The sequence below is a fragment of the Streptomyces sp. XY431 genome, assembly GCF_001279805.1.
In the GTDB taxonomy this organism is placed as follows: Bacteria; Actinomycetota; Actinomycetes; order Streptomycetales; family Streptomycetaceae; genus Kitasatospora; species Kitasatospora purpeofusca.
Genome location: NZ_LGDO01000525.1, coordinates 66170 through 80637 on the forward strand (window position 1 = coordinate 66170; position 14468 = coordinate 80637).

Annotated in this window: 13 protein-coding genes; 10 read left to right on the forward strand and 3 right to left on the reverse strand. The window is 74.5% G+C overall.

All coding sequences use genetic code 11. The features are described from left to right. Positions 1-515 precede the first annotated feature (515 nt). The 5 genes from ADK60_RS40550 (at position 516) to ADK60_RS40565 (ending at position 6053) form a co-directional block, all read left to right on the forward strand. Positions 516-2378, forward strand: coding sequence for a DEAD/DEAH box helicase (locus tag ADK60_RS40550; RefSeq protein WP_234371491.1), 1863 nt, complete (start codon positions 516-518; stop codon positions 2376-2378). A gap of 167 nt (positions 2379-2545) precedes the next feature. After that, positions 2546-3457 (forward strand): alpha/beta fold hydrolase, encoded by a 912-nt coding sequence (locus ADK60_RS40555; protein ID WP_053652032.1) that lies wholly within the window; start codon positions 2546-2548, stop codon positions 3455-3457. 426 nt (positions 3458-3883) lie between these two features. Further along, the gene (locus ADK60_RS46020) at positions 3884-4030 is read left to right on the forward strand and encodes a DUF8834 family protein (protein ID WP_199839869.1); all 147 of its coding nucleotides are present in this window, start codon (positions 3884-3886) and stop codon (positions 4028-4030) included. 401 nt (positions 4031-4431) lie between these two features. After that, positions 4432-5070: a DUF6758 family protein gene (locus ADK60_RS40560; RefSeq protein WP_063772438.1), complete on the forward strand. Its 639-nt coding sequence runs from the start codon at positions 4432-4434 to the stop codon at positions 5068-5070. Between the two features lie 122 nt (positions 5071-5192). Then, positions 5193-6053 carry a PHP domain-containing protein gene (locus ADK60_RS40565; RefSeq protein ID WP_053652034.1) on the forward strand — a complete coding sequence of 287 codons (861 nt, stop codon included), beginning with the start codon at positions 5193-5195 and terminating at the stop codon, positions 6051-6053. 35 nt (positions 6054-6088) lie between these two features. Here ADK60_RS40565 and ADK60_RS40570 read toward each other — a convergent pair whose 3' ends face one another. Further along, the gene (locus ADK60_RS40570) at positions 6089-6730 is read right to left on the reverse strand and encodes a suppressor of fused domain protein (RefSeq protein ID WP_079009109.1); all 642 of its coding nucleotides are present in this window, start codon (positions 6728-6730) and stop codon (positions 6089-6091) included. A 498-nt stretch (positions 6731-7228) separates the two neighbouring features. Here ADK60_RS40570 and corA point away from each other — a divergent pair, with 498 nt between their 5' ends. Next, positions 7229-8353, forward strand: coding sequence for a magnesium/cobalt transporter CorA (gene corA, locus ADK60_RS40575; RefSeq protein ID WP_053652037.1), 1125 nt, complete (start codon positions 7229-7231; stop codon positions 8351-8353). A gap of 83 nt (positions 8354-8436) precedes the next feature. On the opposite strand, the gene ADK60_RS40580 is transcribed toward corA, so the two are convergent. Next, positions 8437-9396, reverse strand: a complete 960-nt coding sequence (locus ADK60_RS40580; RefSeq protein ID WP_502687482.1) for a DMT family transporter — start codon at positions 9394-9396, stop codon at positions 8437-8439. 125 nt (positions 9397-9521) lie between these two features. Between ADK60_RS40580 and ADK60_RS40585 the strand changes: the two genes are divergently transcribed. From ADK60_RS40585 to ADK60_RS40600, 4 genes are all read left to right on the forward strand, one after another. Continuing rightward, positions 9522-10082, forward strand: a complete 561-nt coding sequence (locus ADK60_RS40585) for a hypothetical protein (RefSeq protein ID WP_053652039.1) — start codon at positions 9522-9524, stop codon at positions 10080-10082. Positions 10083-10288: 206 nt separating this feature from the next. Continuing rightward, a complete protein-coding gene (locus ADK60_RS40590) occupies positions 10289-11596 on the forward strand; it encodes a magnesium transporter MgtE N-terminal domain-containing protein (RefSeq protein ID WP_045939042.1) in 1308 nt (435 codons plus the stop codon). 76 nt (positions 11597-11672) lie between these two features. Beyond that, positions 11673-12242, forward strand: a complete 570-nt coding sequence (locus ADK60_RS40595; RefSeq protein ID WP_045939053.1) for a DUF1003 domain-containing protein — start codon at positions 11673-11675, stop codon at positions 12240-12242. A gap of 57 nt (positions 12243-12299) precedes the next feature. Further along, positions 12300-13460: an Mrp/NBP35 family ATP-binding protein gene (locus ADK60_RS40600; protein ID WP_045939041.1), complete on the forward strand. Its 1161-nt coding sequence runs from the start codon at positions 12300-12302 to the stop codon at positions 13458-13460. 77 nt (positions 13461-13537) lie between these two features. Here ADK60_RS40600 and ADK60_RS40605 read toward each other — a convergent pair whose 3' ends face one another. Continuing rightward, positions 13538-14212: a hypothetical protein gene (locus tag ADK60_RS40605; protein WP_053652041.1), complete on the reverse strand. Its 675-nt coding sequence runs from the start codon at positions 14210-14212 to the stop codon at positions 13538-13540. Between the last annotated feature and the right edge of the window lie 256 nt (positions 14213-14468).

Genomic DNA, 14468 nt, shown 5'->3' on the forward strand with positions numbered 1-14468 from the left:
TCCGACCTGCGATGTCGCCCGCGTCACGTGTTCGAGTCGTCGGGTGACTGTATGGTGGTACGGAGGCCCGTCGTGCTCGCACGGTGTCACCGCCGTCTCGGTGTACCGATCGAGCCCGCTCCGAAACGCCGCCGTCCCCCTGGACGGGTCGTACGGAAGCCGGGAACTCAACGTACGCGGATGCCCGGTCGGAGAGCCGATCGGCTCCGACCAGGGCTTGGACTTCAGGCCTTGGCACCGCATCAGTGGCCGAGCGAGGGCCGCCGAGACCGCGCCAGCCGGCGCAGGTCCCGCGCAGGTCCCTCACGGGATTACTCCCCGACGCCGCCGGCGACGCGCCCCTTCACCGGGCCGCGCGCACCGGCCGGCCGCAGGGACCGGCGCGGTTGTGCGTCCGCGCAGCTGTATTCGAGGCCGTCCAGGCCTGTACACAGCCGCGCGGGCTGCCCGCCCGCCGCTCGCTCTCGGCCCCTCCACACGGAAGAGGCAGCACCCTGTCCACCACCGCTGAACCCATGAAGACGACGTTCCGGGACCTGGGGATCCTCCCGGAGACCGCCGAGGCCCTCGAGTCCGTCGGCATCGTCCACCCCTTCCCCATCCAGGAGATGACCCTGCCGGTCGCGCTGACCGGCCACGACGTCATCGGCCAGGCCAAGACCGGCACCGGCAAGACGCTCGGCTTCGGCCTGCCGCTGATCGAGCGGGTCGTCGTGCGCGCCGACGTCGACGCCGGCCGCGCCACCGAGGAGCAGCTCACCGAGGCCCCGCAGGCCCTGATCGTGGTCCCGACCCGCGAGCTGTGCACCCAGGTCACCAACGACCTGCAGACCGCCGGCAAGGTCCGCGACGTCCGCGTCCTCGCCGTCTACGGCGGCCGTGCCTACGAGCCGCAGGTCGAGGCGCTGCGCAAGGGCGTCGACATCGTCGTCGGTACCCCGGGCCGTCTGCTCGACCTGGCCGGCCAGAAGAAGATGGACCTCTCCAAGGTCCGCTCGCTGGTCCTGGACGAGGCCGACGAGATGCTCGACCTCGGCTTCCTGCCGGACGTCGAGAAGATCATCACCATGCTGCCGGCGAAGCGGCAGACCCTGCTGTTCTCGGCGACCATGCCGGGCCAGGTCATCAGCCTCGCCCGCCGCTACATGAGCCAGCCGACCCACATCCGGGCCGCCGCGCCGGACGACACCGGCACCACCGTCGCCAACACCGAGCAGCACATCTTCCGTGCGCACTCGCTGGACAAGGTGGAGACGGTCTCGCGCATCCTCCAGGCCGACGGCCGCGGGCTGGCGATGATCTTCTGCCGGACCAAGCGGACCGCCGCCGATGTCGCCGACCAGCTCACCCAGCGCGGCTTCGCGGCCGGCGCCGTGCACGGCGACCTCGGGCAGGGCGCCCGCGAGCAGGCGCTGCGGGCGTTCCGCAACGGCAAGGTCGACGTGCTGGTCTGCACCGACGTCGCGGCCCGCGGCATCGACGTCGAGGGCGTCACGCACGTGATCAACTACCAGTGCCCCGAGGACGAGAAGACCTACCTGCACCGGATCGGCCGCACCGGCCGGGCCGGCGCCTCGGGCACCGCGGTCACCCTGGTCGACTGGGACGACATCCCGCGCTGGCAGCTGATCAACAAGGCGCTGGAGCTGTCGTTCAACGAGCCGGAGGAGACCTACTCCACCTCGCCGCACCTGTACGAGCTGCTGAAGATCGCGCCGGGCACCAAGGGCATCCTGCCCCGCTCGGAGCGGACCCGGGCCGGGCTCGGCGCGGAGGAGGTCGAGGACCTCGGCGAGACCGGCGGGCGCGGTTCGCGCTCCGGCGGGCGGGGCGCCCGCCCCGCCGGGCGGAGCGGCTCCGGCCGCCCCGAGGCCGCCGAGCCGGCCGCGGCCGAGGAGAAGGCCTCCCGCAAGACCCGTGAGCGCCGGCGGACCCGCCGGGGCAGCTCGGTCGAGGGCGACCTGCTCGACGAGGCCGTGGACGCCACGGCGGCGCCCGCGGCGCCGCAGGCCCCGGCCGTCGAGGGCAGCGAGGACGGCGCCGCCCCGCGCCGCCGTCGCCGCCGCTCGCGCGGTCCGGCGTCCGGCGAGGGCACGGCCACCGAGGCCGCCGCCGTCGTCGCGGAGGCCGCCGTGGTCGAGCCGGCCACCGCCGCTCCGGCCGTCGCCGAGGCCGCCGAGGCCCCTGCCGCCGAGGAGAAGCCGAAGCGCACCCGCACCCGCTCGCGGGCCAAGGCCGCGGCTCCGGCCGAGGCCGCCGCCGAGGCGGTCACCGTCGCGGCTCCCGCCGAGGGCGCCGCCGACGGCGAGGCCCCGGCCCCGCGCCGCCGCACCCGGGCCCGCCGTCCGGCCGCCGCCGAGGCGACCCCGGAGAGCTGATCCGCGTTCCCCGAAGGGGCGGTCCGGACCTCCGGACCGCCCCTTCGGCGTTCCACGCGCGGCCCGGGAGCCGTCCGGCGGCGGCCCGGCAGGCCCGGGAACGTCCGACCGGACGCCCCTATGCTCGGGTCACCCACGAGTTCGCACCGGTCGCCGGAGGTCCGTCCATGAGCACGCCGCCGTTCCTCACCCTCCCGCTCTCGGCCCGTGCGCTGCGGGTGGTGACGGCGCGCGGGCAGTTCGCGGCGCTGCGGGCCGAGCCCGCCGGGGCGGTGCGGGGCTCGGCCCTGCTGGTGCCCGGCTTCACCGGCAGCAAGGAGGACTTCATCGCGCTGCTGGAGCCGCTCGCCGCGGCCGGCTACCGGGTGACCGCGGTCGACCAGCGCGGCCAGTACGAGACCGGCGGCCCGCACGACGACCCGGCCGCCTACGCGGTGGACGCCCTGGGCGCGGACGTCCGCGCCCTGACCGGGGCCCTGGCGGCCGAGGGCGGCACCGGCCCGCTGCACCTGCTGGGCCATTCCTTCGGCGGCCAGGTGGTCCGCGAGGCCGTCCTGGCCGCCGCGGCCGAGGCGGCGGCGAATCCCGGCGGCGCACCGCTGCCGTGGGCCTCGCTGACGCTGATGTCCACCGGCCCCGGCCCGATCGACCCGGCCGAGGCGGAGCGGACCAGGCTGCTGATCGACGTGCTCCCCACGATGGGCCTGGAGGAGATCTGGCAGGTGATCCAGCAGATGGAGCAGAACGACGGGGAGCGGGCGCGCCGCCGGCCGTCCCCCGAGGTGGCAGCGTTCCTGCACCGCCGCTGGCTGGCGAACGTGCCGCAGGCGCTGATCACCACCGGCGGCCACCTGGTCGCCGCGCCGGACCGGGTGGCCGAGCTCGCCGCCGCGGTCACCGCCGGGCTGCCCGCCCTGGTGCTCTCCGGCGTCCAGGACTACGCCTGGCCCGTCCCGGAGCAGACCGCGATGGCGGAGCGGCTGGGTGCCCGCCGGGTGGTCGTCGCGGACGCCGGGCACTCCCCCAACGCCGAGCAGCCGGCCGCCACCGCCGAGGCGCTGCTGGCGCACTGGGCCTGAACCCGCCCGGCGCCGACCGCCGCCGCTACCGCCCCGGACCGCCCCCTCCCGCCCCGCAGCACCCCTCACCACCCCGGAGCGGGACCCCGACCCACCGGCCGCTGCGGCCCCCTGGTACAAGGGGGGCGACAAAATTCGTTAGTTGCGGTAATATTTGATTCAGTCCTGAAAACATCGTCGACAGTGACGTCGGCATGCGGTCGACGCGATCCATCCGAAACCAGGACGTTACGGACGGGCAATGGCCCGGTAGCAGCGCCACCGCAGTGTGGTTCACGAGGGCCATCGGCGCCCTTGGCAATCAGGGGGGAGCCCTCTTTGCCGCGACAGCAGCCGGTCGACGACTCGACCCGACAGACCCCGAAAGGGCTGATACCCACTCAGCCACGACCGCCCCGCGCCGCGGGGCCAGGAAAGGAGACGCCCATGCGCTTCGAGATCCTCCGACTGGACGACGCCCACGGCATCGCCACCGACCGCCTGATCGCCGACGCCGAGACCGTCCGCGAGCTCGTCCAGGCCGCCGCCCGCACCGGCGAACGCCTGCTCATCCGTCCGTGCCCGGCCGTCTGACCGCGCCGGCCGCGGCGGAGTCCCCGGACTCCCCCGCCGCCGGGCCGGACCCGTCCGATCCGGACGTTCCGATACCCGACTGACGCCCCGTCATCGCCACAGCGAGCACGGGGCGTCAGCGCGTACGGGCCCCCTCCGCCCTGCCGTCGGCCCTGCCCCTCGGCCCTGCCCCTCGACGCGGCCGCGGATCGAACACGGCTCGAACTCCGTCGGGGCGCGCCCCGGCGCACACCCCCGACGTTTGCCGCCGCCCCCCGCTGGACATTTCCCAACGGGAGCCGCCCGCACCGCGCCCACCCCGCGCCGGACGGGCACCCGCCACCGACAGGTGCCGCCGGTCCGCCCTCCGTACGGGTGATCGTCCTTGACGCGGCGGCCCGGAGGGAGGAGCGTTGTCGGCTATGAGGGGCGAGCCAAGCTGCCCGAGGTGCGCCGGTCGGGTCCGCGCTCCCGGTCTGTTCTCAGACACCTGGCAGTGCGACCGGCACGGCGACGTGCACCCGATGCAGCCGGTACTGCCCCCGAGCATCGAGGCACTCGGCGTCGCCGTCGCCCGTTCCCAGGTCCCCGTCTGGCTGCCCTGGCCGCTCCCGGTGGGCTGGCTCTACACCGGCATCGCGCACGTCGGCGACGACGTCTCGGGCGCCCGGGCCACCGCCGTCGCCTGCTCGGGACCGGCCCCGCTGGGCGGCTTCGGCGAACTCGTGCTGGTGGCCGAGGAGCTGGGCGTGGGCCTCGGTGCCCGGTACGCCGGACTGCCCGGCCCCGACCCGGGCGAGTCGGTGGCCCTCTACAAGCCCGCCGACGCCAAGCTGATGGCGGCCGGCCGGCCGACCCCGATGTTCCACGTGCCGGACGCCCCGGCGGACCGCGCGGTGTTCGTCGGCGAGGCCCGCGGGCTCTGGCTCTGGGCCGTCGCCTGGCCCGAGCAGTCGGCACTGGTGATGTACGACGAACTGGTCCTGACGGACCTGCGGGATGCCGGCGCGGAGCTCGACCTGCTGCCCTGCGGCGCCCTGTCCCCGCACCTGCTCGGCTGACGCCCCGTCCGCGGCGGGCGGTCGGGCCACCGCCGCCGCACTATCCTGGGCGGCACCCGCCGGCCCGCCGCGCCGGCACCCAGCGCCGGCCCGCGCCGCGCCGACTCCGAGGAGCACCGCCCGTGCGCATCGACCTCCACGCCCACAGCAATGCCTCCGACGGCACGGACACCCCGGCCGAACTGGTCGCGGCGGCCGTCGGGGCCGGGCTGGACGTGGTGGCGCTGACCGACCACGACACGGTGGCCGGCCACACCGAGGCGGCCGACGCGGTGCACGCCCTGCCCGCCGGCACCCGGCTGACGCTCGTCCCGGGCGCGGAACTCTCCTGCGTGGCCGGCGACATCTCGATGCACCTGCTGGCCTACCTCTTCGACCCGGCCGAGCCCGCCTTCGCGGCGGAGCGCGAGCTGGTGCGCACCGACCGGTTCCGCCGGGGGCGGGCGGTCGTCGAGCGCTGCCGCGAGCTGGGCGCGGACATCAGCTGGGAGCAGGTGCGGCGGATCGCCGGGGAAGGGTCGGTGGGCCGTCCGCACATCGCCAGCGCGCTGGTCGAGGCGGGCGTGGTGGCCTCGGTGTCGGACGCGTTCACCGCGGACTGGCTGGCCAACGGCGGGCGGGCGGACGTCCGCAAGCACGAGACCGACCCGGTGACGGCGGTCCGGCTGGTCCGGGCGGCCGGCGGGGTGCCGGTCTTCGCCCACCCGGGGGCGGTGAAGCGCGGGCGGACCGTCTCCGACCAGGTCGTCGCCGACCTCGCGGCGGCCGGTCTGGCCGCACTGGAGGTCGACCACATCGACCACGACGAGCCGACCCGGGCCCACCTGCGCGGCCTCGCCGCCGAGTTGGGGCTGCTCACCACCGGCTCCAGCGACTACCACGGCAGCCGCAAGACGGTCCGGCTGGGCGAGCACACCACCGACCCCCAGGTGTACGAGGCGCTCGTGGACCAGGCGACCGGCGCCAAGCCGATCGGCGGCTGAGCCCCGAGGCCGGCCGCCGGCACCGTACCCGGACGTCAGTCCAGGGCGACGCCCCGCCGCTCCGGGTCGCGCAGATCGGTCCCGTGCAGGAGCCAGCGCTCCTGCAGGGCCGCCGCACCGTGCACCCGCTTCCAGCCCGCCTCGTTGGGGGTCATCGGCAGCAGCGGCAGGAAGTGGACCGGGTCGGCCGGCTCGTCCAGTTCCAGGTCCTCGACCAGCCCGCCGGGCTCGGCCGCCAGGACGGAGGTGAACGGCGCGCCGTCCCACAGCGGGGCGCCGAGGTCCAGCGAGCCGCCGGGGGCCACCACCAGGCCCTCCACCTGCGGCGTCGCCGCGAAGGTGGCCAGCGGACGGAGCACGCCGTCACGCCCGCCCCGGATCGTCAGGACGAGTTCCGCGCGCGGGCCGCGGACCTGGTCGGCGACCGCGGCGCTCGGGTCGGCCATCGGCGCGGCGGACATGCCGAGCGTGGCGTAACGGACCAGGCCCTCGGCATCGGGGCCGAAGCGCAGCACCTCGATCCGGTCGGCGCCGAGGAAGGTCACGGCGGCGCGGCCGCCCGGCTCGCCGAAGGTGGTGAGCAGCCGGGCCTCGACGGCGGCCAGGACCGCCGTCCGGGAGGGGCCGTGCGCGCTGCCGCCGGAAGGGTCGCCGAAGAGCGGGAAGTCGTGGGCCATGCCGGTGAGCGTAACCCGCGCCCCCCGCGCCGTTGGCACGGCCTTTACGTGAACGCGGGCGCGACGGAGGCCGATCGGATGTTAGTGTGAGCGACTGGCCACCGGGGAGTTTTCCCTCCTCCGGGGCAGCGGCGCGAAGGAGGTGGTTGCGGTGGATACCAGCCGACCATGCAGTACCGGCAGCTCTACCCGGCCCGGACGCCTTCCCCGTACCCCTCGCCACGCGGACTGAAACAGCGGGCCTTGGGAGCCTCGGCGACAGCCGACCGGCTTCCCCACCGGCACCCTGGTTCCGACCGCCCCGTGCGGACGGCACGGCGGTCCTCCGGTCCGGCCGGGAGAGCACCCCACCGACGTCCGGTCGTTCCGTTCCGTGTGCCCCAGCAAGGCCCGGGAGCGACCGCAGGCGCCGGATTCCATCGGTGTTCCTCCGCCGTCGCACCGCGGCCGTTCGTCACCACGCCGTCGTGCGGCGGTTCCTGCCCCAGGGAGCCTGCCATGTCGATGATCAACAGCCTGCGCGCAGCCGTCCGCACCAACCGCCGCCGCACCGCGGCGGGCCTGTTCGACTCCATCCACCCGGGTGAGACCCCGTCGGCTGTGGTGGACTGCGCCGTCTACCAGCACGGTCGGCGGCACGGCGAGACCTGCAGCCCGCGCGAGGCGGCCCGGCTGGTCAAGGCCTCGAAGCAACTGCCCGAGGGCGAGGGCTCGTTCAGCTGGATCGGACTGCACGAGCCGACCGAGGCGGAGTTCGAGGGCATCGCCCAGCGCTTCGGGCTGCACCCGCTGGCGGTCGAGGACGCGGTGCACGCGCACCAGCGGCCGAAGGTCGAGCGGTACGACGACGTGCTGTTCGCCGTCTTCAAGACGATCCGGTACGTCGACCACGACCAGCTGACCCCGACCAGCGAGGTGGTCGAGACCGGCGAGCTGATGGTGTTCGCCGGGCGGGACTTCGTGATCACCGTGCGGCACGGCGGGCACAGCTCGCTCAAGGAGCTGCGGCACCGGCTGGAGGCCGACGCGGACGGCACCGGGCTGCTGGCCAAGGGCCCGTCGGCGGTGCTGCACGCGATCGCCGACCACGTGGTGGACAACTACATGCTGGTCGCGGACCAGCTGCAGACCGACGTGGACGAGATCGAGTTCGAGGTGTTCTCCAACCGGGGCGGCCGGGGCGCGGACGTCGGGCGGGTCTACCAGCTCAAGCGCGAGGTGCTGGAGTTCAAGCGGGCCGTGGCGCCGCTGCTGCGGCCGATGCAGCAGCTGTCGGAGCCGCTGCAGCGGCTGGTCGATCCGGAGATCCAGAAGTACTTCCGGGACGTCGCGGACCACCTGGCCCGGGTCACCGAGCAGGTGCACGGCTTCGACGAGCTGCTGAACTCGCTGCTCCAGGCCAATCTGGCGCAGGTCTCGGTGGCGCAGAACGAGGACATGCGCAAGATCACCGCCTGGGCGGCGATCTTCGCGGTGCCCACCATGATCACCGGCGTGTACGGGATGAACTTCGACTACATGCCCGAACTGCACCACCGCTACGGCTACCCGATGGTGCTCGGCAGCGTGGTGCTGATCTGCATCGGCATGTACCGGGGCTTCCGCCGCAACGGCTGGCTGTAGCCGGGGGCCGGGCCTGCGGCCACAACCCGCCGGCCCGCGCGGGCCGCGTCCGGTCGACGCGGGCCACCTCCGGTCGGCGCGGACTACCTCCGGTCGGCGCGGGCGACCACGACCAGGCCGAGCAGGATCAGCACCACCGCCGGATAGGCGGCGGCCGGCGGCCACTGGCCCAGCCAGAGCGCGGCGATCAGCGCGGCCCCCGGGGTCTCCAGCAGGATCGCGGTGGAGGTCACCGAGGGGCCGAGGGTGCGCAGCACCCGGTTGCTGAGCGAGTGGCCGAGCAACTGGGCGGTGACCATCAGCAGCACGATCTGCCACCACGCCCCGGCGGGCCAGCCGGACAGCGGCGTCCCGGCGACCAGGCAGACCGCGAGCAGCACGACCGCCGTGGTGGCGTAGCAGACCAGGGTGTACGCGGTGGTGCTGACGGTCCGCCGGACCTCGGCCCCGAGCAGCATGTAGCCGGCTGCGGCGAGACCCGCGCCGAGCGCGAGCGCGTCACCGGCCAGGGCCCGCGGCGAGAGCGAGAGGTCGACGCCGGTGAGCACCAGGACGCCGGCGAAGGCGGTCACCGTGCCGAGCCACACCATCCGGGGCGCCCGCACCCCGAGCAGCCGCATCAGCACGATCGTCCACAGCGGGGTGGTGGTGACCAGCGCGGTCGCGGAGGCCACCGAGGTCATCCGCAGGCTGGGCATCCAGAGTCCGAAGTGGACGGCGAGCAGCACGCCGGCCGCCACGGCCAGCAGCAGCGCGCGCCGGGGGACGGCGCGCAGTTCGGCCCGGTGGCGCAGCAGCGCGTAGGGGCCGAGCACGCCGACCGACATGAGGTTGCGCCAGAAGGCGATGGCCAGGGCGGGTGCGGCGGTGGCGCTGATCAGCGGGGCGGAGAGCGAGATCGCGCCGACGGAGACGGCCAGCAGCAGCAGGTCGGTCCTGGGGAGCGGGTGCGCGGTGGTCGCGGTGACAGGGACGGCGGCGATGGCGGTGGGGACGGCGGCGGGGACGGCGGCGGCGTCGCTCTCGGGCCGGGCGGCGGGCACGGCGCTCCTCTGGATCCGGTCGGCGGTACGGGCGGCTCCTACCGTAAGGCCCGTGCGGCACCTATGGAACTGTCGCCCGAACCGCGAGACATCACCCCCCTGACGCAGGCCGTACGCTGTGCGCCATGGACCGTACGCCTGCCGCAGCCGCGACCGCCGACGACTTCCTCGACCGGGCCCTGCTGGAGGAGGCCGCGAAGAAGTCCGGCCTGCTCTGGGTCCGGGCGGACGGCCAGGAGCACGGGCGGGCGCTCTGGCACGCCTGGCACGACGGCGCGGTGGTGGTGGTCGGCGACGGCGCCGAGCAGCCGCTGCACGGGCTCACCGGCGGGGCGGGCGCGACCGTCACCGTCCGCAGCAAGGACAAGGGCGGCCGGCTGACCGGCTGGCCGGCCCGGGTGGTCGAACTGGCCCCGCGGAGCGAGGCCTGGCAGGGCGCCGTCGAGGAGCTGAAGGGCAAGCGGCTGAACGCGCCGGACACCGACGCCATCGCCGACCGCTGGGCCCGCGAGTGCCGGGTGCTGCGGCTGGAGCCGGCCGGAACGGCGGGCTCCGAGCTCACCGAACGGCCCGGGGCGATGCCGGAGGACGCGCACGCGGCGGCGCCGATGCCCACCCCGGCCACCACCCGGCAGCCGATCCCCGCCGGACTGCCGAAGCTGCTGCTGAAGCGCCGCAAGGGCTGACCCGCCGCCACCCCCGGCCCCCGCCGCACCTCGGCCCCGGCCCCGTCCGACCCCTCCCCGTCGGGCCGTGTCCCCCGGTCGCCCGATTCGCCCGTTTTCACCGAGCCCGGGCGGAGATGCCCGAGTAGCCTGGGCCACGGGGCGTGGCCGCGCCCGGCCCGGCGTCGAACAAGACGCGTCGAGCGAGGCGAGGGAGTCCGGAGTCCATGGCAGGACCAGGCAGCCGCGTCTTCATCTCGCACCTGTCCGGCATCGCCGTCTTCGACCCGAACGGCGACCAGGTCGGCCGGGTCCGGGACGTCGTGGTCACCCTGCGGATCGGCGGCCGCCTGCCCCGGGTGCTCGGCCTGCTGGTCGAGGTGGTCGGCCGGCGCCGGATCTTCCTGCCGATGACGCGGGTGACCAGCCTGGAGTCCGGCCAGGTCATCACCACCGGCGTGATCAACATGCGCCGCTTCGAGCAGCGCCCCGCCGAGACCCTCGTCCTCGCCGAACTGCTCGACCGCACCGTCACCTGGACCAAGACCGGCCAGGAGGTCACCGTCCTGGACGTCGCGATGACCCAGACCCGGCTGCGCGAATGGGAGATCGGCAAGGTCTTCGTCCAGGTCGGCCGGGTCGGCCGGCTGCGCAAGGCCCGCGGCGAGACCGTCACCCTGGACTGGCAGGACGTCACCGGCTTCACCCTGCCCGAGGAGGACCAGGGCGCCGCCAATCTGCTCGCCACCTTCGACCAGCTGCGCGCCGTGGACCTCGCCAGCGTGATGCACCACCTCTCCGCCAAGCGCCGCGCCGAGGTCGCCGCCGCGCTCGACGACGAACGGCTCGCCGACGTCCTGGAGGAGCTGCCCGAGGACGACCAGGTCGAGATCATCGGCAAGCTGAAGGACGAGCGGGCCGCCGACGTCCTGGAGGCGATGGACCCGGACGACGCCGCCGACCTGCTCTCCGAACTGCCCGGCGACGAGGCCGAGCGCCTGCTCCAGCTGATGGAGCCGGACGAGGCCGAGCCGGTCCGCCGCCTGCTGAGCTACGAGGAGAACACCGCCGGCGGCCTGATGACCACCGAGCCGATCGTGCTGGAGCCGGACTCCACCGTCGCCGAGGCACTGGCCCGGGTCCGGGTCTCCGACCACAAGCCGGCGCTGGCCGCGCAGGTCTTCGTCTGCCGCCCGCCGAACGAGACCCCCACCGGCAAGTACCTGGGCATCGTGCACTTCCAGCGACTGCTGCGCGAGCCCCCGTACACCCTGGTCGGCTCGCTGGTCGACGACGACCTCGACCCGCTGCCGCCGGACACCCCGCTGCCGCTGATCACCAGCTACCTGGCGACGTACAACATGGTCGCCGCGCCGGTCGTCGACGAGGCGGACCACCTGGTCGGCGCCGTCACCGTGGACGACGTGCTCGACCACCTGCTGCCGGAGGACTGGCGGGAGGCCGCGCTGCACGGCGGTCCGGACGGGGAGCACACCTACCGACGGGACGAGAGGGAGGCGACCGGTGGACGCTGACCGCAAGGGCCGGCGCGAGGAGACCCCGCGCCAGCGGCTCCAGGGCGAGCTGCGGGAACTGCGCCGGCTGCGCGAGCTGCGCGCCCGCGAGGGCGCCAGGGACCGCCGAACCGAGCCCACCCTCGTGGGGTCGTCCGCCCGCACCCGGCTGGACCAGCCGCGCACCGGCCGCAGCGGCCTGATCAACCTGCCGTCCTACGACCCGGAGGCCTTCGGCAAGCTCTCCGAGCGGATCGCCCGCTTCCTCGGCACCGGACGGTTCATCGTCTGGATGACCGTGGTGATCATCCTCTGGGTCGTCTGGAACACCCTGCTGCCCGACGTGGTCCGGTTCGACGACTACCCCTTCATCTTCCTCACCCTGATGCTCTCCCTCCAGGCCTCCTACGCGGCGCCGCTGATCCTGCTCGCGCAGAACCGCCAGGACAACCGGGACCGCGTCAACATGGAGCAGGACCGGGCCCGCAGCGACCGCACCATCGCCGACACGGAGTACCTCACCCGCGAGGTCGCCGCCCTGCGCCAGGGCCTCGGCGAGGTCGCCACCCGGGCCTTCATCGCCTCCGAGCTGGGCAGCGTGCGCACCGAACTGCAGTCGCTGCTCAAGGAGATCGACGAGCGCCGGGAGACCTCCGAGACGCTGTGACCGGCGGCACCGCCACCGACCGGACGAGGCCCCCTCGCGGCGCCGTACCATCAAGTCATGGCCAACGAGACAGAGGTCGCGGCCGGCGTCACGGAAGAGTCCGTACGCCAGGCGCTGTCGACCGTCAACGACCCGGAGATCAACCGCCCGATCACCGAGATCGGCATGGTGAAATCGGTCGGGATCGGCGAGGGCGGCGCCGTACGGGTCGCGGTCTATCTGACCGTCTCCGGCTGTCCGATGCGCGACACCATCGTCACCCGGGTCCGCGAGGCCGTCGGCCGGATCCCCGGCGTGACCGAGGTCGAGGTCGAGCTCGACGTGATGAGCGACGAGCAGCGCAAGGAGCTCTCCCAGCTGCTGCGCGGCGGCGCCCCCGAGCGCGAGATCCCGTTCGCCAAGCCCGGCACCCTGACCCGCGTCTACGCCGTCGCCTCCGGCAAGGGCGGCGTCGGCAAGTCCTCGGTGACCGTCAACCTCGCGGCCGCGATGGCCGCCGACGGCCTGAAGGTCGCCGTGGTGGACGCCGACATCTACGGCCACAGCGTGCCCCGCATGCTGGGCGTCGAGGGCCGGCCCACCCAGGTCCAGGACATGATCATGCCGCCGCAGGCGAACGGCGTGAAGGTCATCTCGATCGGCATGTTCACCCCGGGCAACGCCCCGGTGGTCTGGCGCGGCCCGATGCTGCACCGCGCGCTGCAGCAGTTCCTGGCCGACGTCTACTGGGGCGACCTCGACGTCCTGCTGCTGGACCTGCCGCCCGGCACCGGTGACATCGCCATCTCGGTGGCCCAGCTGGTCCCCAACGCGGAGATCCTGATCGTCACCACCCCGCAGATGGCCGCCGCCGAGGTCGCCGAGCGGGCCGGCACCATCGCGGTGCAGACCCACCAGAAGATCGTCGGCGTGATCGAGAACATGTCCGGCATGCCCTGCCCGCACTGCGACGAGATGATCGACGTCTTCGGCACCGGCGGCGGCCAGACCGTCGCCGACGCGCTCACCCGCACCGTCGGCGCCACCGTCCCCGTGCTCGGCTCGATCCCGATCGACGTCCGCCTGCGCGAGGGCGGCGACGACGGCCGCCCGGTCGTCCTGGCCGCCCCCGACTCCCCCGCCGCCACCGCCCTCCGCGCCGTCGCCGGCAAGCTCGGCGGCCGCCAGCGCGGCCTCTCCGGCCTCTCCCTCGGCCTCACCCCGAAGAACAAGTTCTGACGCGACGACACGCGACGACGACAGGGGCCCGCCGGTTCGGACCGGCGGGCCCCTGTCGTGTGTGCGGGTGGGCCGGCCTACGGGCGGGTGTAGGCGGTGAGGTCGGGGACGGTGGCGAAGCCGGCGCCGTAGGCGCTGATGCCGCGGCCGTAGGCACCCAGCAGGACGCCGGGGGCCTCGCCGGCCAGGACCCAGCCGTACTCGGACTCGCGGTAGCGGAAGGGCTGCGGCAGGCCGTTCACCGGGAGGCTGAGGGTGGACCAGCCGGGGCCGTCCAGGTCGTCGGCGAGGTCCCAGGCGAGGGCGGACTGCTGGTCCAGCCAGTCCTGGCGCAGCGCGCGGTCCAGCTGGCCCGGCCAGGTCGCGGCGAGCAGGCCGGAGCCGGCCAGCCAGGCCGCGGAGGCGGCGGAGGTGGCTTCCAGGATGCCGGTGTTGTCGGCGCTGCGCCGGCTGTCCCGGCGGGCGACGGTGACGGCCACCGCGAACTTGCGCATGTCGCGCGGCTCGTACTGGCGGGCCGGCTCCTCGCCGTGGCCCAGGCTGCCGTAGTCGACGGTGCCGTGGGCGCCGGAGCGCGGGCCGCCGAAGCCGCTCGGCAGCAGGAAGCGGCGGCCGGACCAGCCGTCGTCCAGGCCGTACCAGGGGAAGTCCGCGGACAGGTACGGCACCAGCGGGTCCGCCGGGCCGGCCTGTCCGCCGACCATGGGTCCGCCGGCCGTGGCCGTTCCCACCGCCTGACTTGTCGCGTCCATCCCCGGGGCCTCCTCAACGACGTTTGCCTGCCGTGGTGCGCTCCCATCGTGGCGCACCTCGGCGCCCCTGCCGACCGACTCGGGCCCGGACGGGACCGGAAGTGACCGACGGCACAGCGGGAACAATCAGCACAATAGCGGCGCACACGCCGGGGCCCGCTCAGCCGTGCGGTTCGGCGGGGCGCGGAGGAGCGGCGACGGAGCCGGGTTACGTCGCGTCGGGGTCGAACGGGGGGCGCTCGCCCGGGGTGAGGGG

Bases quoted from the DNA above. Each gene is read 5' to 3' on its own strand.
- ADK60_RS40550 (WP_234371491.1), top strand. From the start codon at position 516: ATGAAGACGACGTTCCGGGACCTGGGGATCCTCCCGGAGACCGCCGAG.
- ADK60_RS40555 (WP_053652032.1), top strand. From the start codon at position 2,546: ATGAGCACGCCGCCGTTCCTCACCCTCCCGCTCTCGGCCCGTGCGCTG.
- ADK60_RS46020 (WP_199839869.1), top strand. From the start codon at position 3,884: ATGCGCTTCGAGATCCTCCGACTGGACGACGCCCACGGCATCGCCACC.
- ADK60_RS40560 (WP_063772438.1), top strand. From the start codon at position 4,432: ATGAGGGGCGAGCCAAGCTGCCCGAGGTGCGCCGGTCGGGTCCGCGCT.
- ADK60_RS40570 (WP_079009109.1), bottom strand. From the start codon at position 6,730: ATGGCCCACGACTTCCCGCTCTTCGGCGACCCTTCCGGCGGCAGCGCG.
- corA (WP_053652037.1), top strand. From the start codon at position 7,229: ATGTCGATGATCAACAGCCTGCGCGCAGCCGTCCGCACCAACCGCCGC.
- ADK60_RS40585 (WP_053652039.1), top strand. From the start codon at position 9,522: ATGGACCGTACGCCTGCCGCAGCCGCGACCGCCGACGACTTCCTCGAC.
- ADK60_RS40590 (WP_045939042.1), top strand. From the start codon at position 10,289: ATGGCAGGACCAGGCAGCCGCGTCTTCATCTCGCACCTGTCCGGCATC.
- ADK60_RS40600 (WP_045939041.1), top strand. From the start codon at position 12,300: ATGGCCAACGAGACAGAGGTCGCGGCCGGCGTCACGGAAGAGTCCGTA.
- ADK60_RS40605 (WP_053652041.1), bottom strand. From the start codon at position 14,212: ATGGACGCGACAAGTCAGGCGGTGGGAACGGCCACGGCCGGCGGACCC.